33 protein-coding genes are annotated in these 25,136 nt (G+C 75.0%); 18 read left to right on the forward strand and 15 right to left on the reverse strand.

Features of this window, described 5'->3' with window-relative positions:
* The first annotated feature begins 170 nt into the window (after window positions 1–170).
* The gene (locus tag KDL28_RS06405) at window positions 171–776 is read left to right on the forward strand and encodes a superoxide dismutase (RefSeq protein WP_252436292.1); all 606 of its coding nucleotides are present in this window, start codon (window positions 171–173) and stop codon (window positions 774–776) included.
* Between the two features lie 15 nt (window positions 777–791).
* Here the strand turns inward: KDL28_RS06405 and KDL28_RS06410 are convergent, their stop codons facing one another.
* Window positions 792–1,469: a pentapeptide repeat-containing protein gene (locus tag KDL28_RS06410; protein WP_252436293.1), complete on the reverse strand. Its 678-nt coding sequence runs from the start codon at window positions 1,467–1,469 to the stop codon at window positions 792–794.
* Window positions 1,470–1,622: 153 nt separating this feature from the next.
* Here KDL28_RS06410 and KDL28_RS06415 point away from each other — a divergent pair, with 153 nt between their 5' ends.
* Together KDL28_RS06415 and KDL28_RS06420 are read left to right on the forward strand one after the other, a co-directional pair.
* Window positions 1,623–2,216 (forward strand): acid phosphatase, encoded by a 594-nt coding sequence (locus KDL28_RS06415; protein WP_252436294.1) that lies wholly within the window; start codon window positions 1,623–1,625, stop codon window positions 2,214–2,216.
* A gap of 37 nt (window positions 2,217–2,253) precedes the next feature.
* Window positions 2,254–2,733, forward strand: a complete 480-nt coding sequence (locus KDL28_RS06420) for a GNAT family N-acetyltransferase (RefSeq protein WP_252436295.1) — start codon at window positions 2,254–2,256, stop codon at window positions 2,731–2,733.
* 55 nt (window positions 2,734–2,788) lie between these two features.
* Here the strand turns inward: KDL28_RS06420 and KDL28_RS06425 are convergent, their stop codons facing one another.
* Window positions 2,789–3,727 carry an SDR family NAD(P)-dependent oxidoreductase gene (locus tag KDL28_RS06425; RefSeq protein ID WP_252436296.1) on the reverse strand — a complete coding sequence of 313 codons (939 nt, stop codon included), beginning with the start codon at window positions 3,725–3,727 and terminating at the stop codon, window positions 2,789–2,791.
* Between the two features lie 74 nt (window positions 3,728–3,801).
* Between KDL28_RS06425 and KDL28_RS06430 the strand changes: the two genes are divergently transcribed.
* Window positions 3,802–4,395: a TetR/AcrR family transcriptional regulator gene (locus KDL28_RS06430; RefSeq protein ID WP_252436297.1), complete on the forward strand. Its 594-nt coding sequence runs from the start codon at window positions 3,802–3,804 to the stop codon at window positions 4,393–4,395.
* Between the two features lie 7 nt (window positions 4,396–4,402).
* Window positions 4,403–5,017 (forward strand): hypothetical protein, encoded by a 615-nt coding sequence (locus KDL28_RS06435; RefSeq protein WP_252436298.1) that lies wholly within the window; start codon window positions 4,403–4,405, stop codon window positions 5,015–5,017.
* Window positions 5,018–5,022: 5 nt separating this feature from the next.
* On the opposite strand, the gene KDL28_RS06440 is transcribed toward KDL28_RS06435, so the two are convergent.
* On the reverse strand, window positions 5,023–5,463 hold the full coding sequence (locus tag KDL28_RS06440; RefSeq protein ID WP_252436299.1) for a hypothetical protein: 441 nt from the start codon (window positions 5,461–5,463) through the stop codon (window positions 5,023–5,025).
* Window positions 5,464–5,499: 36 nt separating this feature from the next.
* Between KDL28_RS06440 and KDL28_RS06445 the strand changes: the two genes are divergently transcribed.
* Window positions 5,500–6,477 (forward strand): diacylglycerol/lipid kinase family protein, encoded by a 978-nt coding sequence (locus KDL28_RS06445; protein ID WP_252436300.1) that lies wholly within the window; start codon window positions 5,500–5,502, stop codon window positions 6,475–6,477.
* Between the two features lie 426 nt (window positions 6,478–6,903).
* Window positions 6,904–7,155 (forward strand): WhiB family transcriptional regulator, encoded by a 252-nt coding sequence (locus tag KDL28_RS06450; protein WP_214404176.1) that lies wholly within the window; start codon window positions 6,904–6,906, stop codon window positions 7,153–7,155.
* Between the two features lie 483 nt (window positions 7,156–7,638).
* On the opposite strand, the gene KDL28_RS06455 is transcribed toward KDL28_RS06450, so the two are convergent.
* Window positions 7,639–9,138, reverse strand: coding sequence for a sensor histidine kinase (locus KDL28_RS06455; protein ID WP_252436302.1), 1,500 nt, complete (start codon window positions 9,136–9,138; stop codon window positions 7,639–7,641).
* A gap of 90 nt (window positions 9,139–9,228) precedes the next feature.
* On the opposite strand from KDL28_RS06455, the gene KDL28_RS42060 reads away from it, so the two are divergent.
* Entirely contained in the window at window positions 9,229–9,303 is a 75-nt protein-coding gene (locus KDL28_RS42060) for a 50S ribosomal protein bL37 (protein WP_369805044.1), read from the forward strand.
* A 108-nt stretch (window positions 9,304–9,411) separates the two neighbouring features.
* Here KDL28_RS42060 and rsrA read toward each other — a convergent pair whose 3' ends face one another.
* On the reverse strand, window positions 9,412–9,765 hold the full coding sequence (gene rsrA / locus KDL28_RS06460) for a mycothiol system anti-sigma-R factor (RefSeq protein WP_252436303.1): 354 nt from the start codon (window positions 9,763–9,765) through the stop codon (window positions 9,412–9,414).
* A gap of 70 nt (window positions 9,766–9,835) precedes the next feature.
* Window positions 9,836–10,483 (reverse strand): sigma-70 family RNA polymerase sigma factor, encoded by a 648-nt coding sequence (locus KDL28_RS06465; protein ID WP_252436335.1) that lies wholly within the window; start codon window positions 10,481–10,483, stop codon window positions 9,836–9,838.
* Window positions 10,484–10,770: 287 nt separating this feature from the next.
* Here KDL28_RS06465 and ybaK point away from each other — a divergent pair, with 287 nt between their 5' ends.
* Both ybaK and KDL28_RS06475 read left to right on the forward strand, forming a co-directional pair.
* Window positions 10,771–11,244 carry a Cys-tRNA(Pro) deacylase gene (gene ybaK / locus KDL28_RS06470; protein WP_252436304.1) on the forward strand — a complete coding sequence of 158 codons (474 nt, stop codon included), beginning with the start codon at window positions 10,771–10,773 and terminating at the stop codon, window positions 11,242–11,244.
* Between the two features lie 102 nt (window positions 11,245–11,346).
* A complete protein-coding gene (locus KDL28_RS06475; protein WP_372496901.1) occupies window positions 11,347–12,471 on the forward strand; it encodes a hypothetical protein in 1,125 nt (374 codons plus the stop codon).
* Between the two features lie 158 nt (window positions 12,472–12,629).
* Here KDL28_RS06475 and KDL28_RS06480 read toward each other — a convergent pair whose 3' ends face one another.
* The 3 genes from KDL28_RS06480 to KDL28_RS06490 are packed head-to-tail and all read right to left on the reverse strand — an operon-like array spanning window position 12,630 to window position 14,993.
* Window positions 12,630–13,505, reverse strand: coding sequence for a patatin-like phospholipase family protein (locus KDL28_RS06480; RefSeq protein ID WP_252436307.1), 876 nt, complete (start codon window positions 13,503–13,505; stop codon window positions 12,630–12,632).
* 37 nt (window positions 13,506–13,542) lie between these two features.
* Window positions 13,543–14,202 carry an alpha/beta hydrolase family protein gene (locus KDL28_RS06485; protein WP_252436308.1) on the reverse strand — a complete coding sequence of 220 codons (660 nt, stop codon included), beginning with the start codon at window positions 14,200–14,202 and terminating at the stop codon, window positions 13,543–13,545.
* Window positions 14,199–14,993, reverse strand: a complete 795-nt coding sequence (locus KDL28_RS06490) for an SOS response-associated peptidase (RefSeq protein ID WP_252436336.1) — start codon at window positions 14,991–14,993, stop codon at window positions 14,199–14,201. The genes KDL28_RS06485 and KDL28_RS06490 overlap by 4 nt, the downstream gene beginning before the upstream one ends.
* A gap of 73 nt (window positions 14,994–15,066) precedes the next feature.
* On the opposite strand from KDL28_RS06490, the gene aroA reads away from it, so the two are divergent.
* From aroA to KDL28_RS06505, 3 genes are read left to right on the forward strand one after another with little or no spacing between them, the layout of a single operon-like run.
* Window positions 15,067–16,335 carry a 3-phosphoshikimate 1-carboxyvinyltransferase gene (gene aroA / locus KDL28_RS06495; RefSeq protein ID WP_252436309.1) on the forward strand — a complete coding sequence of 423 codons (1,269 nt, stop codon included), beginning with the start codon at window positions 15,067–15,069 and terminating at the stop codon, window positions 16,333–16,335.
* Between the two features lie 19 nt (window positions 16,336–16,354).
* A complete protein-coding gene (gene rsgA, locus KDL28_RS06500; RefSeq protein ID WP_252436310.1) occupies window positions 16,355–17,419 on the forward strand; it encodes a ribosome small subunit-dependent GTPase A in 1,065 nt (354 codons plus the stop codon).
* The gene (locus KDL28_RS06505) at window positions 17,416–17,859 is read left to right on the forward strand and encodes a DUF1707 SHOCT-like domain-containing protein (RefSeq protein ID WP_252436311.1); all 444 of its coding nucleotides are present in this window, start codon (window positions 17,416–17,418) and stop codon (window positions 17,857–17,859) included. Before rsgA ends, KDL28_RS06505 begins: the two co-directional genes overlap by 4 nt.
* Before the next feature lie 24 nt (window positions 17,860–17,883).
* Here KDL28_RS06505 and KDL28_RS06510 read toward each other — a convergent pair whose 3' ends face one another.
* From KDL28_RS06510 to KDL28_RS06520, 3 genes are read right to left on the reverse strand one after another with little or no spacing between them, the layout of a single operon-like run.
* Entirely contained in the window at window positions 17,884–18,117 is a 234-nt protein-coding gene (locus tag KDL28_RS06510) for a hypothetical protein (RefSeq protein WP_252436312.1), read from the reverse strand.
* A 4-nt stretch (window positions 18,118–18,121) separates the two neighbouring features.
* Window positions 18,122–18,634 (reverse strand): DUF6912 family protein, encoded by a 513-nt coding sequence (locus tag KDL28_RS06515; protein ID WP_252436313.1) that lies wholly within the window; start codon window positions 18,632–18,634, stop codon window positions 18,122–18,124.
* A gap of 22 nt (window positions 18,635–18,656) precedes the next feature.
* The gene (locus KDL28_RS06520) at window positions 18,657–20,066 is read right to left on the reverse strand and encodes a WS/DGAT/MGAT family O-acyltransferase (protein ID WP_252436315.1); all 1,410 of its coding nucleotides are present in this window, start codon (window positions 20,064–20,066) and stop codon (window positions 18,657–18,659) included.
* A 67-nt stretch (window positions 20,067–20,133) separates the two neighbouring features.
* Between KDL28_RS06520 and KDL28_RS06525 the strand changes: the two genes are divergently transcribed.
* From KDL28_RS06525 to KDL28_RS06540, 4 genes are all read left to right on the forward strand, one after another.
* The gene (locus tag KDL28_RS06525; RefSeq protein ID WP_252436316.1) at window positions 20,134–20,886 is read left to right on the forward strand and encodes a TrmH family RNA methyltransferase; all 753 of its coding nucleotides are present in this window, start codon (window positions 20,134–20,136) and stop codon (window positions 20,884–20,886) included.
* A gap of 156 nt (window positions 20,887–21,042) precedes the next feature.
* Window positions 21,043–22,263 (forward strand): alpha-hydroxy acid oxidase, encoded by a 1,221-nt coding sequence (locus KDL28_RS06530; RefSeq protein WP_252436318.1) that lies wholly within the window; start codon window positions 21,043–21,045, stop codon window positions 22,261–22,263.
* Between the two features lie 39 nt (window positions 22,264–22,302).
* The gene (locus tag KDL28_RS06535) at window positions 22,303–22,509 is read left to right on the forward strand and encodes an antitoxin (protein ID WP_252436319.1); all 207 of its coding nucleotides are present in this window, start codon (window positions 22,303–22,305) and stop codon (window positions 22,507–22,509) included.
* Between the two features lie 98 nt (window positions 22,510–22,607).
* Entirely contained in the window at window positions 22,608–22,823 is a 216-nt protein-coding gene (locus KDL28_RS06540) for an antitoxin (RefSeq protein WP_252436320.1), read from the forward strand.
* Window positions 22,824–22,850: 27 nt separating this feature from the next.
* On the opposite strand, the gene KDL28_RS06545 is transcribed toward KDL28_RS06540, so the two are convergent.
* From KDL28_RS06545 to KDL28_RS06555, 3 genes are all read right to left on the reverse strand, one after another.
* Complete coding sequence (locus KDL28_RS06545) at window positions 22,851–23,549, reverse strand: crotonase/enoyl-CoA hydratase family protein (protein ID WP_252436322.1); 699 nt, start codon at window positions 23,547–23,549, stop codon at window positions 22,851–22,853.
* 78 nt (window positions 23,550–23,627) lie between these two features.
* Window positions 23,628–24,005, reverse strand: a complete 378-nt coding sequence (locus tag KDL28_RS06550; protein WP_252436324.1) for an HAD-IA family hydrolase — start codon at window positions 24,003–24,005, stop codon at window positions 23,628–23,630.
* 29 nt (window positions 24,006–24,034) lie between these two features.
* Window positions 24,035–24,484, reverse strand: a complete 450-nt coding sequence (locus KDL28_RS06555) for a MarR family winged helix-turn-helix transcriptional regulator (RefSeq protein ID WP_252436325.1) — start codon at window positions 24,482–24,484, stop codon at window positions 24,035–24,037.
* A gap of 87 nt (window positions 24,485–24,571) precedes the next feature.
* On the opposite strand from KDL28_RS06555, the gene KDL28_RS06560 reads away from it, so the two are divergent.
* Window positions 24,572–25,057, forward strand: a complete 486-nt coding sequence (locus KDL28_RS06560; protein ID WP_252436326.1) for an Rv3235 family protein — start codon at window positions 24,572–24,574, stop codon at window positions 25,055–25,057.
* Window positions 25,058–25,136: the final 79 nt, after the last annotated feature.

Genomic DNA, 25,136 nt, shown 5'->3' on the forward strand with positions numbered 1-25,136 from the left:
CCGACCGCACCGCGCCGGGGTCGAGCTGCCAGAACGATCACCCGCGCGGCCACCCCCACTACTGCAAGAAGGTTGCAGCAACTGTAGTTCAGAGCCCCGGCGGCCGTCCACTCGTCGCGCTAGGGTCGCTCCTGCAGAGAGCTTGCAACTCGATCGCGACGGAAGGTCCCATGGCCGACTACACCCTGCCCGACCTGCCCTACGACTACGGTGCCCTCGCCCCCCACATCGCCGGCGAGATCATGGAGCTGCACCACTCCAAGCACCACAACACCTACGTGACCGCGCTCAACGGCGTCCTGGGCAAGCTCGCCGAGGCCCGCGCCGGCGGTGGCTTCGACTCCATCGTCGGACTCGAGAAGACCCTCGCCTTCAACCTGGGCGGCCACGTCAACCACTCGATCTTCTGGCAGAACCTCTCCCCGGACGGCGGCGACAAGCCCACCGGCGAACTGGCCGCGGCCATCGACGACGCCTTCGGCTCGTTCGACGCCTTCCAGGCGCACTTCACCGCGGCCGCCACCACCATCCAGGGCTCGGGCTGGGCGATCCTGGGCTGGGACCAGCTCGGGCGCCGCCTGCTCGTGCACCAGCTCTACGACCAGCAGGGGAACCTGCCCGCCGGCCAGGTCCCGCTGGTCATGCTGGACATGTGGGAGCACGCCTTCTACCTGCAGTACCGCAACGTCAAGCCGGACTACGTCAAGGCCTGGTGGAACGTCGTGAACTGGGCCGACGCCGAGGCCCGCTTCGCCGCGGCCCGCACCGCCCCCTGATCGGCCCCTCCGGGCTCAGACCGGGGGGTCGGTCACCTGGATGCCCAGCGCGGCCAGCAGCGCCCCGCCCAGCGGGACCTGCTGGTCCGCGCTGATCCGCGAGCCGCGCAGGGAGAACGCGCCGCGCACGTCGTCGAGCGTGGAGCGGTGCAGGTAGACGTCGGCGAGTTCGGCGTCGGCGAAGTTGGCCCCGGTCAGGTCGCAGCCCACCAGCCCGCAGCCGCTCCCGCTGAAGCGGTAGAAGTCGGCGCCCTGCAGGCCGGTGTCCTCCACGAGCAGGAACTTGCCGCGCGCCATGCGCAGGTCGGCCATGTCCGCCCGGCAGTCGCGGATGTGCACGTCGGTCAGCGACGCCCCGGCCAGCCCGACGCCGGTGAGCCGGCAGTCGGTGAAGGTGACCCGGGTGAACCCGGCGTCCTCGAGCACCGCGCCGGACAGGTCGCAGTGCACGAACTCGGTGTCGCGGCAGCGCAACCCGCCGAAGCGGCGCCCGGACAGGTCGACGCCCTCCAGCCGGCACTCCTGCAGGGCCAGGTCGGCGACGTGGTCGGGGACGTCCACGCCGGGGCCGACGAGCAGCCCGTCCCAGGTGGTGTCGGACTCGACGGACGCGGGCGCGGGCTGGCGTGATGGGGGGACGTCGGGCGCCTCGGGACGGATCTTCTTCGGTTTCGACCGCGCCGCTCGTGCCACGGCCGGCACTGTACGCAGCACCCCCGACAGTGCCCGGACGCCGTAATCGCTCACCCGTCGGGACATGCCGCGGCCGCGATCGTCGGCTACGGCCTCCACGTGATCGTCTTCTGAACCGGGCGACGGGGACGGGACGCCGATAGAGTCCGGTCGATGAGCTCCGGGAGGGTGTTCCTGCTGCGGCACGGGCAGACCGAGTGGTCCGTGTCGGGCAAGCACACCGGCCGCACCGACATCCCGCTCACCGACCGCGGCCGCGGCCTGGCCGAGGCGGCGGGCGAGCTGATCCGGCGGGTGCGGGGCGACGGGAAGCCCGCGCTGGTGGTCTCCAGCCCGCGCTCGCGCGCCCGGACCACCGCCGAGCTGGCCGGGTTCGTCCCCGACCGCCTCGACGAGCGGCTCGGGGAGTGGGACTACGGCTCCTACGAGGGCCGCACCACCCCGGAGATCCGGGAGACCGACCCCGGCTGGACGGTCTGGTCGCACCCCTCGCCCGGCGGCGAGACGCCCGAGCAGGTCGCCGCCCGCGCCGACGGCGTGCTCGACGAGGCCAGGGCCGCCCTGCCCGACGGCGACGTCGTCCTGGTCGGGCACGGCCACTTCAGCCGGGTGCTGATCGCGCGCTGGGTGGGGCTGGCGGCCACCGCGGGCGTGCGGTTCGCCATGGAGGCGCCGAGCTGGGCGGTGCTCGGCGACGAGCGCGGGGTCCCCCGCCTCGACCACGTCAACCTGGGGGTCTTCCTGTGACCGGGCTTGTGGGGGCGCCGTTCGGCGAGGTGGTGGCATGAGCGTTCGCGACGTCCGCCCCGAGGACGTGCCCGCGGTCGTGAAGCTGGTGCACGAGCTGGCCGTCTACGAGCACGCCGCCGACGAGTGCGCACTCACGGAGGAGCAGTTGCGGGCGGCCCTGTTCGGGCCGGCCCCCGCGCTGTTCGGGTTCGTCGCCGAGCTCGACGGCGAGGTCGTCGGGTTCGCGCTGTGGTTCCTGAACTTCTCCACCTGGCGCGGTGTGCACGGCATCTACCTGGAGGACCTGTTCGTGCGCCCGGAGCACCGGGGGCACGGGTTCGGCCGGCTGCTGCTGGCCCGGCTGGCCCGCGAGTGCGTCGAGCGGGGCTACGCGCGGCTGGAGTGGTCGGTGCTCGACTGGAACGAGCCCGCGCTGGGCTTCTACCGGCGCATCGGCGCGGTGCCCATGGACGAGTGGACGGTGCACCGCCTGGCCGGCGACGCCCTCTCCGCGTTGGCCGCAACGTCGCCGTAGGCGCTACCCGGGTCGAGTCGCAGCGTCGTCGCCACGACCGTGGCGGTGGCCGTTCCTACGCGTCGAGACCGGCCGCGATCATCGCCTCCAGCCGCGCCCGACCCGCCTCCCCGAGCGCCCCGCCGAGCGCGCTCGCGAGCGCGGCGAACGGGTCGGGCATCGGGAGGTCCGGCAGGGCCGTGGCCAGCTCCGGTTCCGTCCACCGGTCCGCGGTGGCGATCCGCGCGCCCGCCGCCCACCCGTGGTTCACGGTGACCGTGGTGCCGCGCACCGACAGCACCTGCCCGGTCAGCGGGCAGCCGTCGCCGACCAGGTAGGCGACCAGCGGGGCCACGGCCGCGGGATCACCGTCGACGCCGGGCACGGCGCGGGTGAGCCGGGTGCGGACCATCGACGGGCTCACGCAGTTCACCCGCACGCCGCGCCTGCCCAGCTCGAGCGCGTGCACGATGGTCATCGCGGCGACGCCGGCGTTGGCCGCGGCGTAGTTCGACTGGCCGGGCAGCGGGTTGAGCAGGCCCGACCCGGACGCCGTGTTGACGACGGCGCGGTCGGTGCGGTCGCCTGCGGCGTGCCGGTCGCGCCAGTGGGCGGCGGCCCAGTGGGTGACGGCGGCTGTGCCCTTCAGCTTCACCGCCACGACGTCGTCGAACTCGGCCTCGGTGAGCCGCTCGACGCCCCGGTTGGCCTCGATGGCGGCGTTGTTGACCACCGCGTGCAGGTCGCCGAAGGCGTCGACGGCGCGCTCGACCATCGCCCGGGCGTCGGCCCAGTCGGCGACGCTGCCGGTGTCGGCGACGGCCGCGCCGCCCGCGGCCCGGATCTCCTCGACCACCGCGGCGGCCACGCGGGCGTCGCCGCCGGACCCGTCGGTCTGCACGCCGGGGTCGTTGACCACCACGTTCATACCCGCCGCCGCGAGGTGCAGCGCCTCGGCGCGGCCGATCCCGCGCCCCGCCCCGGTCACCAGGACCGTCCGCCCGCCTGTCGCCACCGCCGACTCCTCACTACATTCGATGCATTACTACAGTTACTGTAGCAATATAGCGAGTGCAGTAGGGTCGGACCGTGGTCGAGGGTCCGGGACGCCGGGAGCGCAAGAAGCAGCTCACCCGGCAGGCGCTGGTGGACGCGGCGGTGCGGCTGTTCACCGAGCGCGGCTACGAGCGCACGACCGTCGCCGACATCGCCGAGGCCGCCGACGTCAGCACGCGCACCTTCTTCCTGCACTTCCCCACCAAGGAGGACGTGCTGCTGGCCGACGCCGACGGGCGGGTCGACAGCGGCGTCGCGGCCGTGGCCGGCGCGGCGTCGCCCGCGGCGGCGCTCGCCGCGGCGGCCGAGGCGATGATCAGCGACGCCTGGCGGGGCGACCTGCGCGCCGGCCCGGCCGGCCTGCGGGCCCGGCTCGTCGTCGACAACCCGGCCGTGCAAGCCCGCCTGCTGCAGGTGGGCTTCGCCGCGCAGACCCGCCTCGCCGACGCGCTGCGCGAGGCCCACCCCGACCTCGTCGACGACGTCGACGCCGCCGCGCTCGTCGGGGCGCTGCTGGGCGCGGTCGCCACCACCGCGGTGGCCGCGCTGCGCCGCGGCGACCCGCCGGACGCCGTCCGCGACGCGATGCGGCGGGCGGCCGAGCTCGCGCTGCGCGCCGCCGGATGAGCGCCGGATGAGTTCCGCCGCACCGCCGCCCGCCGCGCTCCCGGCCGGGGAGGGCAACCGGTTCCTCGTCGCGTTCGCGGCGGCGGTCGTCGAGGGCTGGTCGCTCACCCGCGCCGAGCCGGTGGCGCGCACCGGCGACCTGGCCACCTGCCTGTGGGCCCTCGACCGCGGCGACGAGGCCCTGCGGGTCGCGCTCGCGGTCACGGCGGTGATCACCGAGCCGCCGCCCCTGGGCCGGGCCGGACGCCCGGACATGGCCGTCTGGGCCGCCGCGCTGGGCCTGCACGCCCTGGAGGCGCGGCTGCACCGGCTGGCGGGCCGCGCCGCCGACGGCGCCGCCGCCGCTGCGCGCATCCGGGCCCACCCGGCACTGGCCGACGCCCCGCGCTTCCTCAACGGGCTCGTGCGCGAGGCCCCCGCCCTCTACGCCGGGGCCCGCGCCGAGCCGGTGACGGCGCACGGCTGCGGGATCGTCGCCCGCCGGGTCCGCCTGCTCATGGTCACCCAGGAGTTCGCCGCGTCGGGCGGGCGGCGCGGCCGGTTCCTCGACCCGGCCGGCGCGCAGGTGCAGGTCGACGCCGGGCTGGCGGTCCTGCGGGAGGTGCTGGAGCGGGCGAGGTGAACCGTTCAGCCAGAGGGGTCGTCCTGCGTCGGGTCGCGGCCGCTGTCGAGCGGCTGGTCGAGCCCCATCGACCACTCCCGCGACCGCTCGCTGATCAGCAGCATGAAGGTCGCCGCCACCACGACGCCGGTCACGATCCCCAGCAGCAGCTGCCGGGACGGCCCGATCAGCGAGTAGACGACCGGGAGCAGCAGCAGCTGGGTGACGATCGCCGGGGTGCGCGCCCAGTGCCGCCCGGTCAGCAGACCGAACCCGACGAACACCAGCGCGGCGCCGATGAGCGCGAAGTAGCCGGCCTCCCCGAGCACCGCGCCGACGCCCGCGGGCGAGCTGGACGAGCGGATCGCCAGCGCGACGGCGAAGCCGATCCCGAGCAGCCCTTCGGCACCCACGGTGACCCCGGCGGCACGGATCTGCCACGGCGGCGCTGACTGGCGCGTACTCACGGAAGCGAGGATAGGGCCCCCCGTTAGGGTGCCGACGTGCGCGCGCTGCTCGTCGTCAACCCGAATGCCACGACCACGACACCCGGTGGGCGTGACGTCATCACCCAGGCGCTGGGCAGCGAGCTCAAGCTGGACGTGCTGGAGACCACCTGCCGGGGGCACGCCGCACGGGCCGCCGCCGAGGCGACCGTCGACGGTTTCGACGTCGTCGTGGTGCACGGCGGCGACGGCACGGTCAACGAGGTCGTCAACGGGATGATGGACGCCGCCGGCGCCGAGCACGCGAGCCCGTGGGGCCGTCCGGCCGTGGCCGTGGTGCCCGGTGGGTCGGCCAACGTCTTCGCCCGGGCCCTGGGCGGCCCCCGCGACCCCGTCGAGGCCACCGCGACCATCCTGGACGCGCTGCGGGCCCAGCGGGACGTCGTGGTGGGCCTGGGCCGGGTCGACCCGGCGCCCTCGCCCCGGCCGCGGCCCGCCGGCGAGGCGGGCGGGCGCTGGTTCACGTTCAACGCGGGCCTGGGCTGGGACGCCGAGGTGGTCGCGGCCGTCGAGGAGGCCCGCGCCGCCGGCCTGGAGGCCACGCCGCTGCGCTACGCGGGCACCGCCGTCAAGCACTACGTCGACCAGCGCCGCCGGCCGCGCTCGATGACCGTGGAGATCCCCGGGGCGGCGCCGGTGCCGGACGTCCGGCTGGCGTTCGTCACCACCACCCACACGTGGACCTACCTCGGCTCCAGGGCCGTGCGCACCAACCCGGGCACCTCCGTGCGCTCCGGGCTGGGCCTGTTCGGCATGCGCGATCTGGGGGCCGGGACGATCGCCTCCACGCTGCGGCGCATGCTGGCGCCCGGCGGCGATCCGCGCGGGCGGAATGTCCTGCGCCAGGACGCCGTTGCCTCAGTGACGGTCCGCTGCGCGGAGCCCGTCGCGCTGCAGGTGGACGGCGATCTGCTGGGGCGGCACCGCGAGGTGCGGTTCCGGGCGGTCCGCGACGCGCTACGCGTCGTCGTGTGATACCCGCAGTTCGTCGCGCCGACCGGAGCCGGTCACTCGCGTGGGTGACCTGGGGCGTCCATTCACCGCTGCTTGCGGACCGTCGAGCCGATAAGGGCTCGCACCTGGGCAAACAGTAGCCCATGGTGGAGCCCGGACAAGCGAGTGATCGCGAGAACCCTCTCGCATGGTCTGCCGGAGCCGGGGTAACCCGCTCCGGTCGGCGGTTCAAGGTCGGTCGCTCTACGCGGGACAGCACGAGGCGGATGCGAAGTCGTAACCAACCGCCCCGGGCAGTCGTTGCGAAGAGCAGGTGAGGGAGCTCACCGCGATCGGCCCGAACCCTTGAAGATCGAGCGTGCTCGTGAAATCCTTCACAAGCGCGGAAACACCGTGACAGACGATCGGCGCGACCCCGATCGCGCAAGTACGAGGAGCAGAGAGACCATGGATTGGCGTCACCGCGCTATCTGCCGCGACGAGGACCCCGAGCTGTTCTTCCCGGTCGGGACGAGCGGTCCTGCGCTGCTGCAGATCGCTGAGGCCAAGACCGTCTGCCGACGCTGCCCCGTGGTCAGCGAGTGCCTCACCTGGGCGCTCGACAGTGGCCAGGACGCCGGCGTCTGGGGCGGGATGAGCGAGGACGAGCGGCGGGCTCTGAAGCGGCGCAACGCGCGCACGCGCGCCCGCACCGCCTGACTCGCAGGCCTGCAGCACCAGCAGTAGTGCAGTAGAACTGAACACTCCCCCACCGCGGGCCCGAAGCCGGACACCACCCGGCCTCGGGCCCGCGGTCGTTCCGCCGGGCGCGCGGAGCAGCAGCTCCGGAGGAGGGGCCGGGCCCCGTACTTCTGCGACCTGGGCCACGGCCACGGCGCTCAGGTTAGCCCCCGCCCGATCGGGCCCGATCAACGGCCTCGATTTTCAAGCCCCACGCCGTCACGTCCGCCCGACGACGCCCCCGCAGCGCCGACCGGTCGCGCATCCGCGCAGGTGCGCAGCGCCCCCGCCGCGATCTCACCGGCACCTCACCGCCCCCGCCGCCGAGCGGTCGTACGGGCCCCTCCGGCGCTCGTCGTACAGCCGGCCCCGATGTCAGGAAAGCCACCATCAGGACGTGAGACGTCCTGATGGTGGCTTTCCTGACGCCCAGGGCGTCGAGAGGGCGGGGTTGGCGACCGGTCAGCGGCCGCGGAGGGAGAGGCCGATGACGGCCTCGGTGCCGCCGCCGGGGCGCGGGCGCACCTGCAGCTGCGAGCCCAGCTCGGAGTCCAGCAGGGTGCGCACGATCTGCAGGCCCAGCCCGTCGGAGGTGGCCAGGTCGAAACCGGCGGGCAGGCCGTGGCCGTCGTCGGCGACGATGACGTCGAGGTGGCCCGCCGAGCGCTGCGCCGACACGACCACCTCACCGGCCCGCCCCGGCCCGAACGCGTGCGCCAGCGCGTTGTGCACCAGCTCGGTGAGCACCAGGACGAGCGGGGTGGCCAGCGCGGCGGGCAGCGTGCCGAACGTGCCCTCCCGGCGCACCTTGGCGCGGAACTCGGCGCTGGCGCCGTCGCCGATGGCCGGCAGGACCTTGTCGACCAGCTCGTCGAGGTCGACGCGCTCGGCCACCGACACCGACAGCGCCTCGTGCACCAGCGCGATGGAGTTGACCCGGCGCATGCTCTCGGCCAGCGCCCGCCGGGCCTCCGGGATCGCCGTGCGGCGGGCCTGCAGGCGCAGCAGCGCGGCGACGGTCTGCAGGTTGTTCTTCACCCGGTGGTGGATCTCCCGGATGGTGGCGTCCTTGCTGAGCAGGGCCATGTCGCGGCGGCGCAGGTCGGTGACGTCGCGCACGAGCACGAGCGCGCCCGCCGCGTCGCCGCGCGGGCGCAACGGCATCGCGCGCACCAGCATCACCGCTCCGCGCGCGTGCACCTCCATCCGCAGCGACTGGCGGCCCTCCAGCGCGGCGTCGATCCGGGCGGCCACCTCGGCGGCGTCGAACGGGTCCTGGGTGAGCTCGCGGGTGGCCCGGGCCAGCGACAGCCCGACCAGGTCGCTGGCGTGGCCCATCCGGTGGTAGGCCGAGAGCGCGTTGGGGCTGGCGTAGGCGACCAGGCCGTGCACGTCGAGCCGGATGAGCCCGTCGCCCGCGCGCGGGCTGGTGTTGGTGCCCACGGCCGCCGCTCGCGGCGGGAACGTGCCGTCGGCGATCATCTGGCACAGGTCGGACGCGCAGCCCAGGTAGGCGATCTCCAGCGGGCTGGGCACCCGCGGCATCGCCAGGTTCGTGTCGCGCGAGAGCACCGCGACGACCCGGCCGCCGTGGCGCACGGGGATGGTCTCCGAGCGGATCGGCACCTCCAGGTGCCAGCGCGGGTCCTCCTCGCGGCAGATGCGGCCCTCCACGACCGCCCGGCGCAGCTGCGGGTTCTCCGCGACCGTGACGCGCGCGGCCACCATGTCCTCGGCGTGGGCCGTGGGAGCGGTCGTGGGGCGCGCCTGGGCGACGCACAGGAACTCCGCCGCCCCGGCGGTCGCGTCGGCGCCGTCGACCGCCAGTGGCACCCACAGCAGGAAGTCGGCGAAGGACATGTCGGCCAGCAACTGCCACTCGGCGACCACCCGCTGCAGGTGCTCGACGGCCTCGCCCGTCAGACGTGAGTGGTCGGCCAGCAGCTCGCTGAGCGTGGACACCTGTGGTTGCCTCCCGGTCCGTGCCGGGCCAAGTCAACCACGTGGGAGGATCGTGCCGACCAGACGACGACCGCCCGAGGGAGGGAAATCATGTCCAAGCGTGCACGCAAGCGTCGCGACCGCAACAAGAAGGGCGCCAACCACGGCAAGAAGCCCAACACCTGATCTCCGCGCGGCCGTGACGCCGTCGCCCAGGTTCAGGAAAGCCACGATGCCGCCCTCAGGGGGCGGCATCGTGGCTTTCCTGAACTCAGGGGTCGTGCGGGAGGTCGGTCAGTACCGCTCGACGCGCGTCGTCGAGGACCGCACCTCGACGGTGGTCGTGCTGCCGTCGGACTCGACGGTGACCGACTCCACCGACAGCGTGGCCTGGTCCAGCACCGCGCCGCGCAGCTTCTCCCGCAGCCGGGCCTTGAGCCCGTCCGGCGCGTGCTCGCCGCCGCACTTGGTGGCCAGCAGCTTCTTGAGCTTCTCGTCGAGGCCGTACTGCGACAGGCACGGCGAGCACTCGTCGAGGTGCTGGGCCAGCAGCGCCCGGCGCCGCTCGTCGCACTCGTTGTCGAGGAACAGCCACACCTCGGCCAGCACCTCGGAGCAGTCGGTGTCGTGGTGGTCGCCGCAACTCATCGCACGACCTCGCAGAGCTCGGTCGGCGCTTCGCGCAGGCGCTGTGTCATTGATTCGCTCGCAAGCTCGCTCATCGGGAAACCTCCTGCCCACGCAGGAACCCGCGCTCGCGCGCGGTGTCGGTCAGCATGTCGCGCAGCTGCCGCCGGCCGCGGTGCAACCTCGACATCACCGTGCCGATCGGCGTGCCCATGATGTCGGCGATCTCCTTGTAGGCGAAACCCTCGACGTCGGCCAGGTACACGGCCATCCGGAAGTCGTCGGGGAGCCGCTGCAGGGCCGCCTTCACGTCGTTGTCGGGGAGCCGGTCGAGCGCCTCCACCTCCGCCGAGGGCAGCCCGCGCGAGGTGTGCTCGCCGGCCTGGGCGATCTGCCAGTCGGTGATCTCCTCGGTGGGCGACTGCTGGGGCTGGCGCTGCCGCTTGCGGTAACCGTTGATGTAGGTGTTGGTCAGGATCCGGTAGAGCCACGCCTTGAGGTTCGTCCCGGCCTTGAACGTGCCGAAGGCCGCGTACGCCTTGAGGAACGTCTCCTGGACCAGGTCCTCGGCGTCGGCGGGGTTGCGGGTCATCCGCAGCGCCGCGCCGTACAGCTGGTCGATCAGCGGCATGGCGTCGCGCTCGAAGCGCGCCGCTCTGGCCTGCTGGTCCTCCTCGACGGCGGCGGTCTCGACACCATCGACGACATCCGCACCGCCCGACTCGGAGCCGTTGCGCACGGCGAGCTCGGGGTCGGTACGGGTGGGCTCGGTCGGTCCCGCGTCGGCGGCCTGCTCGGTGCCGGGCACCGCGCTCCTCTCGCGCCGGGCCACGCGTGGCCCGACCTCGGTGGTGGTCACCACCGCTGCGGCAACCGGATGACGGGCCGAGCGTACGCGCCCCGGGGCCGTCCGTCCTGCCGGTCGCCGATCATCCGTCGTTCGCGGATGTTCCATCACCGCGTGCATCACGTCCTGCCCAACGCCTCCCCGGCCGGGGTGATTCCCCGGGCAACTAACCTCGCCCCGTGGCAGGCAAGGGAACCCCGGCGACGGCGCTGCTGACCAAGCAGGGGGTCGCGCACACGCTGCACAGCTACACCCACGGCAGCGGGGCCGCGTACGGGCCGGAGGCCGCGGAGCTGCTCGGGCTCGACCCGGCGCGGGTGTTCAAGACGCTGGTCGTCGAGGTGGACGGGAGCCTGGCCGTCGGCGTCGTCCCGGTGTCGACCAGCCTCGACCTCAAGGCGCTGGCCGCCGCGCTGGGCGGGCGCAAGGCGCGCATGGCCGAGGTCGACGCCGCCCAGCGCGCCACCGGCTACGTCGCCGGCGGGATCTCCCCGCTCGGGCAGAAGAAGCGGCTGCCCACGGTGCTCGACGCCACCGCGCGGGACCTGCCGACGGTGTTCTGCAGCGCCGGTCGGCGGGGCCTGGAGGTCGAGCTCGCCCCGGCCGACCTCGTCCGGCTGACCGGCGCCCGCTACGCCCCGATAGCCGTCTGACGGGGCGGACGCAGGCGGGTCCGCCCGTCCGGCGCAGCGCCGTCCCCGTCCGGACGAGTGGGGCCGCAGGTCCCTTACGCGCCGGCGCGGGGCAGCGCGATGATGACCGCCGTGGCTGGGACGATGTCGGAACGCGCGCGGGACCTGTGGCAGACGTGGGTCACGCGCGGGAGCGCGCCGCGGGAGCTGCCGCCGGACCTGCTGCGCGCGGTGTACCTGTCGTGGGTCGCCGCGCTGGCGCTCAAGCTGCTCGGCTCCACCTGGGACGTGTCCTGGCACTTCCGCTGGCTGCGCGACGACCTGGCCCCGCCGCACCTGCTGAACTCGGTGGGCACCGCGATGGTCGTCCTGCTGGTCGCCTTCCACACCTGGACCGGCTACGGCGTCGACCGCCCCACCCTGCGGCTCATGCAGGCCGGCATCGCCGTCTTCCTGCTCGCCGTCCCCGTCGACCTGGTCAACCACGCGGTCAACGGCCTGGACATCACCGCGTGGAGCCCCTCGCACGCCATGCTCTACCTGGGCACGGCGATCATGCTGACCGGCGTGCTGCGCGGCTGGTGGCTCTACGGCCACGGCGGGTCGCGCGTGCCCGGCCTGGTGCTGCTGTGGGCGTTCGCCCTGGAGACGGTGTGGTTCCCGGCCGGGCAGCAGGAGTACGGGGTGCTGTCGGTGGCCGCGTGGGACCGCGGGGCGCCCGACGCCGAGCCCATCCTGCTGCAGTTCGCCGCCGACCAGATCGGGCGCCCGGTCGACCGGGCCGCCGTCCTGCACTTCGCGCTGCCCGTGCCGGACTGGGTGTACCCGATCTGGCTGGTCGCCGCGGCCGGCATCGTCCTGGTGCTGGCCCGGGTGATGATCGGGCGGCGGTGGGCGGCCACGGCGGTCGCCGGGCTGTACGTGGCCTACCGGTGCGTGGCCTGGCTGGCCATGGTCGGTGGCGGCTTCCCGCCGTCCGCGGTGCCGTTCGTGCTGGTGGGGGTGGCGCTGGCGGTCGACGCCGCGTTCCTGGTCCGGCTGCCCGACCTGCTGCGACCGGTCCCGGGCGCGGTGCTGGTGGCGGCGGTCGGGGCGGGCTGCGCGCTGCTGCAGTCGCTGTGGGCCGCGCTGCCGCCGACCGCGCCGCTGGCCTTCGTCACCGGGGCCGGGGTGCTGGCCGTGCTCTGGACGGGCGCGGCCCTGCTGACCCGCTCCCACGCGCTCGCCGGCTGGTCGCGGGCCCGCTGACCACGACACCCGCTCCGCCGTCCCGGCGGCGGGGGGTCCAGAAGGCCCCACGCGACGTCCCGGGGGACGTCGACGTCCACGCTGAGCTCCATCGTGGGCGCCCCGGGGTCGTCAGCCACTGCCGTCGTCCACCCGGGGGCGCACGGCCGTCCCGCTCGTCACGCGGTTCCGTCGGCCCAGAACCGCCGGATCGCGTCGACCTCGCGGGTCGCCTGGTCGCGCCCGGCACGCGCGGCGGGCTCCCGGGTGGCCGGGTCGAGGGGGTTGGTGCCGAAGGCGCGCAGCGCCGCCTCGTCGGCGGTGACCACGTGGACCTGCGCCCCGCCACCGCGCAGCTCCTCGAGCTCCTGGTCGAGCCCGGGGCCCAGCGGGCTGCCCGGCATGCCCGGCACCGGCGCGACGACGAGGACGCGCCGGTGGCCGGTCGCGAGGTCGGCGTTGGTGGGTGAGCGCATGCCGCCGTCCATGTAGCGGCGGCCGTCGATGGTGACGGTCGGCCAGACCCCCGGCACCGCGCAGCTGGCCGCGACGGCGTCGACCAGCCCGACGCCGGACTCCGCGTCGATGGCGCGGAACTCCCCGTCGGCGGCGTCGACGACGGTCACCACGAGCCGCGCCGCCGGCCAGGACCGGTCGCCGCCGAGGCGGGCGGCGATGATCCCGCGGCGGTCGTCCTCCGGCGCGGTGCCCGCCTGCAGCGCGAGGCTCCCGATCCGGGCGCGCGCGTCCTGCTGACCGGTGGCCCCGGCGAGGACCCGCGCGAACGACGCCATAAAGGCCGCGCCGTCGAACCGGACCGCGGGCTCGGCGGCCGGCACCGGGGCCAGCTGGGCCGCGTAGAGCTGCTCGGGGTCCTCGCCGGTGCGCAGCAGCGCGCCGACGATCGACCCGGCCGACGTGCCCACCACGAGGTCGGCCGACCCCAGGTCGACGCCCCGCGCCGCCAGACCGGACAGCAGCCCGATCTCCCAGGCGACCCCGGCCACGCCCCCGCCGCCGAGCACGAGCGCCCGCTCCCCGTCATGACCAGCCACGTGCACGTCCCCCGCTCCGTCGCGAACGGACGCCACGCTATGCAGGCGCCGCGGCCCCGGCAAGATCGCGTTCTCGGAGCCAGTCGCGGACGGCCGCGCGCAGGCCGGGCGCGTCCGCGCGGAGGCTGTGGTCGCCGCGCAGGACGACGACCCTCCGGCCGGGGGCGGGCTCCGGGCGACCGAAGGGGTCGGTCGCGCCCTGCACGACCAGGACCGGGACGGTGGGCATGGCCAGCTCGGCGAGGCGGTCCTTCTCCGGCCGGCCCGGCGGGTGCACCGGGAACGCCAGGCACAGCACACCGGCCGCGCCCGCCCCGGTGGCGGTGCGGCAGGCCACCCGGGCGCCCGAGCTGCGCCCGCCCACGAGCAGCGGGCCGGCGAAGCGGTCGCGGACGTCCCGCACGACCGCCAGCCACGCGGTGTCGAGTTGCCCGGCGGGCGCCGGGGCGCGGCGCCCGGCCACCCGGTAGGGCTGCTCGCCGAGCACGACCCGCACCCCGGCGGCGACGGCCGCGCCGGCCGCGACGACGAGGTCGGGCGCGGTGATGCCGCCACCGGCGCCGTGGCCGAGCAGCAGCGTCGCGCGGGCTCCCGGGACGTCGAGGACGGTGATGCGGGCCGGGCCGTGCGGGGTGTCGATCTCCGCGATCTCCGGCTCCGCGCTCGCGGCGGGCGGGGTCGCGGCGGGTGGCGTCACTGGGGGTTGGGGCCGGCCAGCAGGTCGAGCTGCAGCGGCTCGCGGACCTCCTCCGGGGGCAGCTCGGCGAGCAGTTCGGGGCCGTTGTTGCGGACGCTGTTGACCGCGGGGCTGATCGGGCGCAGCTCCAGCCGCGAGACCAGCTCCGGCGACGGCGGGGCGAGCAGCCGGGCGATCGCCTCGTCGTCCTTGCCGGTGTCGGGGTCGAGCCAGGTGTCCCAGGCCTCGGGCGGGAGCACCAGGGGCATCCGGTCGTGCACCTGGGCCAGCACCCCGACGGCCCCGGTGGTGAGCACGGTGGCGGTGACCAGCCCGTCTGGGTACGCGCCCTCCGGGTCGTCCTTGGGCTTCCAGTACTCCCACAGGCCGGCCAGGGCCAGGGAGCTGCCGTCGGTGTAGTGGGTGTAGTAGGGCTGCTTGTGCTCGGGGCCGCGCTGCCACTCGTACCAGCCGTCGGCCGGGATCAGGCAGCGCCGCGAGCTGAGCGCCTTGCGGAACGCCGGCTTGGTGGCCGCCGACTCGGCCCTGGCGTTGATCATGCGGGCGCCGGCCTTGGGGTCCTTCGACCAGGACGGCACCAGGCCCCAGCGCAGCATCCGCAGGGTGCGCTCGGTGCGGTCGGCGTCGGGCTCGCCCTCGGCGTCGCGCGGGTGGCGCTCGACGACGGCGACGATCTGCTTGGTGGGCGCGACGTTGTAGTCCGCGGTCTTGGCGCCCTGGGTGGCGTCGACCGCGCGGAACTCGTCGGCGAGGTCGGCGGGGGCCTTGATGGAGGCGTAGCGGCCGCACATGGGATCCATCGTGGCACGTCCCACCGACACCCACCGCCAGCGCGATCCCGGCGGGGTGCGGGATCATCTCAGCGTGACCCGTTCATCCTCGGAGCCCTGGCCCGCCCCCGTCGCCACCGGACCCGTCCGCGCCCGGGTCACCGTGCCCGGCTCCAAGTCGGTGACGAACCGAGCCCTGCTGCTGGCCGCGCTGTCCGGCGGCGCCGCGAGCGTGTCCGGGGCGCCGACCAGCCGCGACACCGCGCTCATGGTCGGCGCGCTGCGGGCGCTCGGCGCGCCGGTGGGGATCGAGGGCGAGCGGGTCGTCTTCGGCGAGCACGACGGCCCGCACGGCGGCGGCACCGTCGACTGCGGCCTGGCCGGCACGGTCATGCGGTTCGTCCCGCCGGCCGCGGCGCTGGCCGACGGCCCGGTCTCCTTCGACGGCGACCCGCGCGCCCGGGAGCGCCCGATGGCCACCGTCCTCGACGCGATGCGCGCGCTCGGCGCCGTCGTCGAGGGCGAGCGGCTGCCGTTCACCGTGCGCGGCACCGGCTCGATGCCCGGCGGCGAGGTGACCATCGACGCGTCGGCGTCGTCGCAGTTCGTGTCGGGGCTGCTGCTGTCGGGGGCCCGCTACGAGAAGGGCGTCGCGGTGTACCACGACGGCAAGCCGGTGCCGTCGCTGCCGCACATCGACATGACCGTGGCGATGCTGCGCGAGGCGGGCGTCGACGTGGACGACACCGAGCCCAACACCTGGCGGGTGGCCCCCGGGCCGATCCGCGCGCGCGACTGGGTCGTCGAGCCCGACCTGTCCAACGCCGCGGTGTTCCTGGCCGCGGCCGCGGTCACCGGGGGCGAGGTCACGGTGCTCGGTTGGCCCGCCGGGTCCAGCCAGCCCGGCGCGCACGTGCTGTCGGTGCTGGAGCAGGCGGGCTGCGCGGTGTCGGTGTCGGCGGAGGGCGTCACGGTCCGCGGGCCCGAGCGGCTCTCCGGCGTCGACGTCGACCTGCACGACGCCAGCGAGCTGACCCCCACCGTGGCCGCCGTCGCGGCCCTCGCCGGGGGGCCGTCGCGCATCACCGGCGTGGCCCACATCCGCGGCCACGAGACCGACCGGCTCGCCGCGCTCGCCGCCGAGCTCAACGGCCTGGGCGGGCGGGTCACCGAGCTGCCCGACGGGCTGGAGATCCGCCCGGTCCCCCTGCACGGCGGCGGGTGGGGCGCCTACGCCGACCACCGGATGGCCACGGCCGGGGCCATCGTCGGCCTCGTCGTGCCCGGCGTGGAGGTCGACGACGTCGAGTGCACGAGCAAGACGATGCCGGGCTTCGCCGGGCGCTGGGCGGCGATGCTGTAGAGCCGGCCGGGAGACGACGGTGAGCCCCCGCGAGTACGACGAGACCGACGTCCGGGTCCGGCCGGGACGGCGCGGCTCCCGCCCGCGCACCAAGCGCCGCCCCGAGCACTCCGACGCCGAGCCGGCCATGGTCACCACGGTCGACCGCGGCCGCTGGACCTGCGCCCCCGACGCCGACAGCACCCGGCCCCCGGTCACCGCGATGCGGGCCAGGGAGCTGGGACGCACGCCGATCGTCGTCGGCGACCGGGTCGGGCTCGTCGGCGACCTCTCCGGCGCGGTCGACACGATCGCCCGGATCGTCCGCGTCGAGGAACGCGCGACGAGCCTGCGCCGCACGGCCGACGACGACGACCCCTACGAGCGGCTGGTCGTGGCCAACGCCGAGCTGCTGGTGATCGTCACCGCGGTGGCCGACCCGGAGCCGCGCACCGGCTTCGTCGACCGCTGCCTGGTCGCGGCCTACGCCGGCGGGCTGTCGCCGGTGCTCTGCCTGACCAAGGCGGACCTGGCCGACCCGGAGGTGTTCGCCGCCCCGTACCGCGACCTCGACCTTCCGGTGCTCGTCACCCGCCACGACGAGCCGCCCACCGAGCTGGCCGAGCTGCTGGCCGGGCGGGTCTCCGCGCTCGTCGGGCACTCGGGGGTGGGCAAGTCGACGCTGGTCAACGCGATCCTGCCGGACGCGGCGCGGGCCGTCGGTGTGGTGTCGGGGGTCGGCAAGGGCCGCCACACGACCGTCGCCGCGCTGGCGCTGCCGCTGCCGGCCGAGCGCGGCGGCGGCTGGGTGGTCGACACGCCGGGCGTGCGGTCGTTCGGGCTGGCCCACGTCACCCCGGACGACGTGCCCGCCGCGTTCGACGACCTCGCCGCGGCCATCGAGGACTGCCCGCGCGGGTGCGGGCACCTCGGCCCGCCGGCCGACCCCGAGTGCGCGCTCGACGAGCTCGTCGAGAAGGGGCTGCTGCGGCCCGCGCGGTTGGCCGCACTGCGCCGCGTCCTGGTCACGCTGCGCCGATCGCCGGGTGAGCACGCCCCGCCCGATGGTGGAGAGCCCCGGCGCGGTGGCACCCTCCCCCCATGACCGAAGGGGCCTCCGGGGGACGACCGCCGCTGCGGATCGGGAACGCCGAGCGGACGGCGGCGATGCGGGCGCTCGACGAGCACCTCGCGCAGGGCCGGTTGGGGCCCGAGGAGTACGGCGAGCGCTCGGCGGTCGCGTCCGCCGCGACCACCGCCGACGAGCTGCGCGCGCTGTTCACCGACCTGCCGGCGCCGCACCCGCCGCTGCCCGGGCCCGAGCCGGTGCTGCCGCCGACCAGCGCCCTTCCCGCGGTGCCCCCGGGCGGCGAGATCGGCCAGCCCCGCAGCTTCGCCGACGAGTGGGGCCCGCGGATCCTCGCGGTTGCCCCGTTCGTGGCGGTGGCGCTGTTCCTGCTCACCCGGAACTGGGTGTTCTTCCTGCTGATCCCGGCCGCGGGCGCGCTGTTCTGGGGCGGCCGCGACCGCCGGGGTCGGGAGTGAGTCTCCCGGTCCTGACCGCGGAACTCACCCACGACCTCTGAACTGCGGATCTCCGGGGAGCTCGGCGTCGGTGCGCTCCTCCTGCACCTCGACCTCGATCCGGGCGCGGTGCGCCGCCGGGTGCCAGATCTCCTCGAACGGCCCCATGACCGAACCGCCGGTGCCGCCGCGGCGGGCGCGGGCGGCCAGCCGCGGCAGGCCGACCAGGACCGCCGCGAACAGCGCCACGACCCCGACCACGGCCAGTGCTTGACCCATGGCCTCAGAGTGCCATGTCGACCAGTAACGCCACCTCGGACGGGTCGTACCAGGCCAGCTCGTGGTCCTCGGCCTCGCCGACCAGGAACTCCGCGTCCAGGTCGCCCATGTCGGCCGAGTCGACCGCGGCGGCGGCCTGCCGCACGGCGTGCACGGCGTCCTCGGCGTCCACGTGCACCGAGGCGATCTTCTCCATCGGCACCCCGCCGGAGATCCGCACGGCGCCGTCGTCGAGGTCGGGGCGCAGCGCGACGTCGTCCAGGTCGGCCGCGACGACCACCCGGCGCGCGGGCGTGGTGGCGTCCTCGCCCAGCCCGAACTCCACCGACAGCAGCCGCAGCGACGCCCGCGCGGCCTCGTTCATCGCCGCGTACTCGAGCTCCTCGTCGTCGCCGCTGGTGTAGGACTCGCGCAGCTTCGGGGTCAGCGCGAACGCGGTGCCCCCGATCGGCTCCAGCACCCCGTTCTTGACCATCGTGCGCAGCATCGGCCAGGTCGCCGGAACGTACACCCGCATCAGGTACCCCTCACCCGCTCGATCAGCCGACGGTGGCGAGCAGCTCGTCCAGCGCCTCGTCGACCATCCCGGCCAGCACGTCCACGTCGGACATGGCGTCTCGGTCGCCGTTGAAGCCGTAGAAGACCCCGCCGTCGTAGGAAGTCAGCCCGATGGCCAGCGCCTGCCCCTTGGCCAGCGGTACCACCGGGAACATCTCCAGCATCCGGGCCCCCGCCGCGTACAGCGGGAACTGCGGGCCCGGCACGTTCGTCACCACCACGTTGAAGATCCGCTTGGAGATCCCGCTCGCCGCCCGGGCCCCCAGTGCGTGCAGGGTAGGCGGTGCGAACCCGCCGATCCGGACCAGGGTGTCCGCACCGACCGACTGCCCGCGCGACGTGTGCTCGCGCATGGCGTGCGTGACGTGGTGCAGCCGCACCACCGGGCTCGGCTCGCCCACCGGCAGGTCGACGATGAACGACGACACCCGGTTGCCCAGCGTGCCCGCCGTCGCCGAGCTGGGCACGTCGGCCTCGCCGCGCACCGACAGCGGCACCATCGCCCGCAGCCTCGAGGAGGGCCCCACCGGCTCCCCGCGCGAGAGCAGCCAGTTGCGCAGGGCCCCGGACACCACGCCGAGCACGACGTCGTTGACGCTGCAGCCGTGCGCGGCCCGGATCTTGCGGTAGCTCTCCAGCTCGGTGCGCGCGATCGCGAACCGGCGCTGCGTGGAGATGTCGACGTTGAGCGGGGTGCCCGGCGCGGGCCGCGTCGCCGTGCGGGCCATCGTGAACAGCTGGCCGAACGCCCCGGCGACCTTGCCGACGGTGGCCATCGCGTCGCCCGCGGCGACCCTGGCGTTGTCGATGACCTCCCCGGGCCGGGCCACGGCCTCGGTGAGCGCGTCGAGCACCAGCTCCGCGGAGCTCGGCTCGGGGCGCGGCATCCACAGCTGGTCGGGCACCGTGCGCGGCTCGGGCGAGACGTCCAGGATCACCTGCCCGATGTCGATCGCGCTGATGCCGTCGACCATGGCCTGGTGGGTCTTGGTGACCACCGCCGTCCGGCCCCGCGCCAGCCCCTCGACCAGGTACATCTCCCACAGCGGGCGGGTGTGGTCGAGCGGGCGCGACATCAGCCGCGCCACCAGCTCGGTGAGCTGGCCGTCCGAGCCCGGCTTGGGCAGCGCCGAGCGGCGCACGTGGTAGGCGATGTCGAAGTCGGGGTCGTCGATCCACACCGGACGGGCCAGGTTGCCCGGCACGTAGCGGACCTTCTGGCGGTAGCGCGGGACCAGCGCGATGCGCTGGTCGACCAGCTCGACCAGCCGGTCGTAGTCGAAACCCGCCCGCGGCCGCCGGAAGATCGACACTGCGCCGACGTGCATGGGCGTCGTCGGTTGCTCGAGGTAGAGGAAGGACGCGTCGAGGGCGGAGAGCCGCGGTGGCATCCCCCGATCCTAGGAGCGCGCGGGCCACCCGCGCTGGGGTCGAGCCCGCCGCTCCTATAGTTGCCCGATGCCCGGCGAGCGGTCCCCGAAGGACACCTTCATCACGGTGTACGGGCGCAAACCGGTGCTGGAGGCCCTCGACGACGCCGACCTCGCCGTCGACAAGGTGATCATCGCCGAGGGGCTGCGCGGCGAACCGGTCCGGGCCATCCTGTCCGCCGCCCGCGACCGCGGCGTCCCCGTGCAGCGGGCCAGCGCCCACCGGGTGAAGGTGCTGGCCGGCAACGGCCGCCACGACCAGGGCGTGCTCGCCGACGTCGTCGCCCCGCGGATGGCCCCCGTCGACGACTTCCTCGACGACCTCATCGGCCCGGCCTCGGTGCTCGTGCTCGACCGCGTGACCAACCCGGCCAACGTCGGGATGATCCTGCGCAGCGCCACCGCCGCCGGCCTCGACGGCGTGCTGCTGCCCCGCCGCGGGGTGCCCGCCATCGACCCGCTGGTCGTCAAGGCCTCGGCCGGGGTGGCGTTCCGGGCGCCGGTGCTGCGCGCGTCGACCGCCGAGGAGGGCTGCGCCGCCCTGCGCGACGCCGGGTTCGGGGTGTACGGCCTGGCCGCGGGCGGGTCGTCGCTGCTGGAGGCCGACCTCCCCGACCGGGTCGCGCTGGTGCTGGGCAACGAGACCGACGGCCTGTCCGCCGCGGTCCGCGACGAGCTCGACGACACCCTCGCCATCCCCATGCTCGGCGGGGTCGAATCGCTCAACGTCGCCAGCGCCGCCGCCGTCGCCGCCTTCGAGCTCTACCGCCGCACCCGCTGACCCAGCCCCTCCCCGTCCCACCCCTCCCCTCGGGCGGCCGACCAGTCCGCTCCGAGGTTCAGGAAGGCCACCTTCCTGAACCCAGAGGTTCATGGAGGTGGCCTTCCTGACCTCGCAGGGGGTCACCCGGGCCGTCAACGGCCTAGGGTTGTCGGCGTGGTGAAGCGTCGGGTACCTCGTCCGTCAGAGCTGGCCCCACTGCTGCGGCCGGCACCGTTCATCCGCGATGGCGCCCAGCGGCGGCTGCGGCTCGCGGGCAGCATCGCCGACCTGCGCCGCATCGCCCGCCGCCGCACCCCGCGGGCCGTCTTCGACTACACCGACGGCGCCGCCGACGGCGAGCTCTCGCTCAACCGGGCCCGCGACGCGTTCGCCCGGGTGGAGTTCAGCCCGACGGTCCTGCGCGACGTCTCGAACGTCGACACCGGTCGCGACATCCTCGGGCAGCGCTCGGCGCTGCCGTTCGCGTTCGCGCCGACGGGCTTCACGCGGATGATGCACACCGAGGGCGAGGCGGCGGTGGCCTCGGTCGCCGGCGAGGTCGGCATCCCGTACACGCTGTCCACGATGGGCACCATGACCATCGAGGACGTCGCCGAGGCCGCGCCGGGCACCCGCAAGTGGTTCCAGCTCTACCTGTGGCGCGACCGCGCCCCGGGCAAGGACCTGGTCGAGCGGGCGGCCGCGGCCGGCTACGACACCCTGATGCTGACCGTCGACACGCCGGTCGGCGGAGCCCGGCTGCGCGACGTGCGCAACGGGTTGACGATCCCGCCGTCGCTGACGCTCAAGACGTTCCTCGACGGCGCCCTGCACCCCAACTGGTGGTTCGACTTCCTGACCACCGAGCCGCTGGCGTTCGCCAGCCTGGAGTCGACCGACGGCACCGTCGCCGACCTGATCAACCGCGTGTTCGACCCCGCGCTGACCATGGCCGACGTCGAGTGGCTGCGCTCGACGTGGAGCGGGAAGCTCGTGATCAAGGGCATCCAGAGCGTCGAGGACGCGCACCGCGTGGTCGACGCCGGCGCCGACGCGGTGCTGCTGTCCAACCACGGCGGCCGCCAGCTCGACCGCGCCCCCGTCCCGCTGGAGCTGGTGCAGCCGGTGGTCGAGGCGGTCGGCGACCGGGCCGAGGTCATGGTGGACACGGGCATCACGCACGGCGCCGACATCGTGGCGGCGATCGCGCTGGGCGCCCGGGCCGCGCTGGTCGGCCGCGCCTACCTGTACGGCCTGATGGCCGGGGGCCGCACCGGGGTGGCGAAGTCGGTGCAGATCCTGACCGGGGAGATCGTGCGGACGATGCAGCTCCTCGGCGTCAACAGCGTCGACGAGCTGCGCCCTTCGCACGTGCGCCTGCGCCCGAACGGGTGACGTCGGAGTGAGGTCCCCGATCCCGGGGACCCTCCCGGCATGGTGGACTTCAACCAGGCCAAGAACTTCATCGACCAGCACGACGAGCAGGTCGACCAGGCGCTCGACAAGGGAGGCGACACCGCCAAGGGGCGCTTCGCCGGCCACGACGAGCAGATCGACCAGGGGGTCGACAAGGCCCAGCAGTTCACCGGCGGGCGCGACACCACCGCCCCCGAGGAGCAGCCCCCGCCGCTTCCCTCCTGAGCCCACCGGCTCGACTGCGCCCTTCGCCCGTGCGGCATCAGCCGAACGGGCGAGGGGCGCGTTGGTGTGCCCGGGGCGGGGGGTGGGAGGCTCCGCCCATGGACTTCATCAACAAGGCCAAGGACTTCATCGACAAGCACGACGAGCAGGTCGACCAGGCGCTGGACAAGGCGGGCGACTTCGCCAAGACCAGGTTCGCGGGCCACGACCAGCAGATCGACCAGGCCGTCGACAAGGCCCAGGAGTTCACCGGCCAGGGCGACACGACCCGCCCCGCCGCTCCCCGGACCACTCCTCCGCCCCCGCCCGCCTGACCATCGAGCCCCCGTGGGCGGGGGAGGTCAGGAGCGGGCGGCGACCAGTTCGGAGATGCCTGCGCGCAGCTCGTCCAGGACGTCGGCGCGGGCGCGCAGCTTCGTCGCCCGGTGCCCCTCGGCGTCCAGGCCGCTCGCCGCGGCGGCCGCCCAGCCACGGGCCGTGGCCGGCAGCGCGTCGGGCTCGACGACCTCGTGCAGGAACCCCGCGACCTTCGCCTCCCGGGGCCCGTAGACGGCGGCCGTGACGGCGGCGCGGTCGGCCTCGGAGGGCGTGAGCCGGTAGCGCAGGATCGCCAGCGCCGCGCTCGGGACGCTGAGCCCGATGGCCACCTCGTTCGCCGTGTACCGCGACGGCGCCGCGACCCCGATCCGCAGGTCGGCGGACAGGAGCAGGAACGCGCCCATCGCGACGGCGTGCCCGGGCGCGGCCGCCACCACCGGGCGCGGGAACGACAGCACGCGCTCGGCCAGCTCGAAGCCGGCCCGGACCATGGCCAGCGCGGCCGCCGGGTCGCCGCCGCGGATGACCCGCAGGTCGAACCCGCCGGAGAAGACGCCCCGCCGCCCGGTGAGCAGCACCGCGGCCCCGTCGGACTCCGCTTGGTCGAACGCGGCGCCGACGTCGCCGAGCATCCCCACGGACAGCGCGTTGACCTTGCCGTCGTCCATGGTGATGGTGGCGACGCCGTCGTCACCGAGCTCGTAGCCCACACGGTTACCCATGGGTAGCTGTGTAATCGAGCGGTGTCCCCGAATCAAGATCCGGTCGCGGTGGCCGCCCGGTACCCGGCGCTCGCGAGCTCACGCGGCCGGCAGGTCGAGCAGGATCTCGACGTCGGTGATGGTGCTGGAGTCGCGCTGGTGGTGCACGCCGACGGCGCCCGCGGTGCGGGCGCCGCGGATGTTGCGGGCGCTGTCGTCGACCACGACGCACTCGCCCGGCGCCCGCCCGAGCATCGCCGCGACCCTGCGGTAGACCTCCGGGTCGGGCTTGCGCACCCCGATCGCCGGGCCGAGCACGAGCACGTCGAACAGCTCGGCGCAGTCGTCCGGGACGGCGGGGGCGTCGGTCACCAGCGCTGTCGACACGCCGGCCGCGCGCGCCCTGCGGACGAGGTCGAGCAGGTCGGGTCCCCGGTCGAGCACCCCCGCGTAGTCCATCACCAGCGCACGCTGCACCGACCCGACGCTACCCGCGCCGGGAGCGATCACGGGCCCGCCCGGTCGTCCAGCGCGGCGAGCACCGCCAGCAGGTAGTCGCGCACGGGCCCGGCGTGCTGGGGCGGCGGGACGGGCAGCAGCGCCGGCAGCTCCGCCGCCACCGCCGCCGTCGCCCGGCGCAGCCGTTCCCGGCCCGCGGCGGTGAGCGCGAGCCGCACGACCCGCCGGTCGCGCCGGTCGCGCGCCCGCCCGATCGAGCCGGCCTCCTCCAGCGCGTCCACGACCGGGGTGAGCGTGGCCGGCGTCCGGCCCAGCAGCGCCGCCAGCTCCCGGTGCGAGAGCCCGTCGCGGCGGTCGAGCTGGTCGAGCAGGGCGAGCGCGGTCGGGCTCAGGCCGTGATCGGCCAGCAGCGACCGGTGGCAGCGGGCCGCGGCGGCCCCGGCGCGGGGCAGCAGCACCTCCCACGGGAGCGCGGTCGCATCGTCCGCTTCGGACACGGCGTCACCGTACGCCGCCATACCGTATGGCCACGTACGAATCGGTTCTCCCGCTGCCACGGGCACCCGAGGTGCACCTTCTTCGGCATGACCGTGCTGCAGGAACCACCGCTCCTCGCCCCACCGGTCCCGCCCGGCGCGGTGCACGTCCGCCGGGCCGGCTACGAACCCGAACCGGGCGAGGCCACCGCCTCCCCGCCCCTCCCGCCGCCGCTGCCCGCGGTGCCGACCGAGGACGTCATCACCACGGCCCAGGCCAGCGCCGCCCACCGCGAGCTCGTCCCGGTGCTGCGGATCGTCATCGAGGTCCTCGACGGCCGCCGCCCACCCGCCCACCTGGACGCCGCGGCCGACCCGAGCGTGCTGCGCTACTGGCGGGCCGCCCGCGAGGTGCGCCGCACCGGCACGCCAACCCGCCTCGGCCGGATGCGGGTGTGCCTGCCCGCCCCGGGCGTGGCCGAGGTGGCGGCGGTGTGCACGGTCGACGGACGGGTGCGGGCGCTCGCGGCCCGGTTCGAGCGGGGCGGCACGGGGTTGCGGGGATGGCGGTGGACCGCGGTGCGGCTCGGGTGAGGCACCCGGGCGAGGTGCTCAGGAACCGCCGGAGGCCGGAGCCCTGGGGCTCCGGCCTCGGTGGTCGTGCTGCGGGATC

Origin of the sequence: Pseudonocardia humida (genome assembly GCF_023898865.1) — a bacterium.
GTDB lineage: Bacteria > Actinomycetota > Actinomycetes > Mycobacteriales > Pseudonocardiaceae > Pseudonocardia > Pseudonocardia humida.

Coding starts and splice junctions, on each gene's coding strand:
- KDL28_RS06540 (WP_252436320.1), top strand. CDS start 22,608: ATGGACTTCATCAACAAGGCCAAGGACTTCATCGACAAGCACGACGAG.
- KDL28_RS06535 (WP_252436319.1), top strand. CDS start 22,303: ATGGTGGACTTCAACCAGGCCAAGAACTTCATCGACCAGCACGACGAG.
- KDL28_RS06435 (WP_252436298.1), top strand. CDS start 4,403: ATGAGTTCCGCCGCACCGCCGCCCGCCGCGCTCCCGGCCGGGGAGGGC.
- rsrA (WP_252436303.1), bottom strand. CDS start 9,765: ATGAGTTGCGGCGACCACCACGACACCGACTGCTCCGAGGTGCTGGCC.
- KDL28_RS06520 (WP_252436315.1), bottom strand. CDS start 20,066: ATGCCACCGCGGCTCTCCGCCCTCGACGCGTCCTTCCTCTACCTCGAG.
- KDL28_RS06525 (WP_252436316.1), top strand. CDS start 20,134: ATGCCCGGCGAGCGGTCCCCGAAGGACACCTTCATCACGGTGTACGGG.
- KDL28_RS06515 (WP_252436313.1), bottom strand. CDS start 18,634: ATGCGGGTGTACGTTCCGGCGACCTGGCCGATGCTGCGCACGATGGTC.
- KDL28_RS06505 (WP_252436311.1), top strand. CDS start 17,416: ATGACCGAAGGGGCCTCCGGGGGACGACCGCCGCTGCGGATCGGGAAC.
- KDL28_RS06420 (WP_252436295.1), top strand. CDS start 2,254: ATGAGCGTTCGCGACGTCCGCCCCGAGGACGTGCCCGCGGTCGTGAAG.
- KDL28_RS06415 (WP_252436294.1), top strand. CDS start 1,623: ATGAGCTCCGGGAGGGTGTTCCTGCTGCGGCACGGGCAGACCGAGTGG.
- KDL28_RS06475 (WP_372496901.1), top strand. CDS start 11,347: ATGACCGCCGTGGCTGGGACGATGTCGGAACGCGCGCGGGACCTGTGG.
- KDL28_RS06560 (WP_252436326.1), top strand. CDS start 24,572: ATGACCGTGCTGCAGGAACCACCGCTCCTCGCCCCACCGGTCCCGCCC.
- KDL28_RS06510 (WP_252436312.1), bottom strand. CDS start 18,117: ATGGGTCAAGCACTGGCCGTGGTCGGGGTCGTGGCGCTGTTCGCGGCG.
- KDL28_RS06405 (WP_252436292.1), top strand. CDS start 171: ATGGCCGACTACACCCTGCCCGACCTGCCCTACGACTACGGTGCCCTC.
- KDL28_RS06490 (WP_252436336.1), bottom strand. CDS start 14,993: ATGTGCGGCCGCTACGCCTCCATCAAGGCCCCCGCCGACCTCGCCGAC.
- KDL28_RS06450 (WP_214404176.1), top strand. CDS start 6,904: ATGGATTGGCGTCACCGCGCTATCTGCCGCGACGAGGACCCCGAGCTG.
- KDL28_RS06545 (WP_252436322.1), bottom strand. CDS start 23,549: ATGGGTAACCGTGTGGGCTACGAGCTCGGTGACGACGGCGTCGCCACC.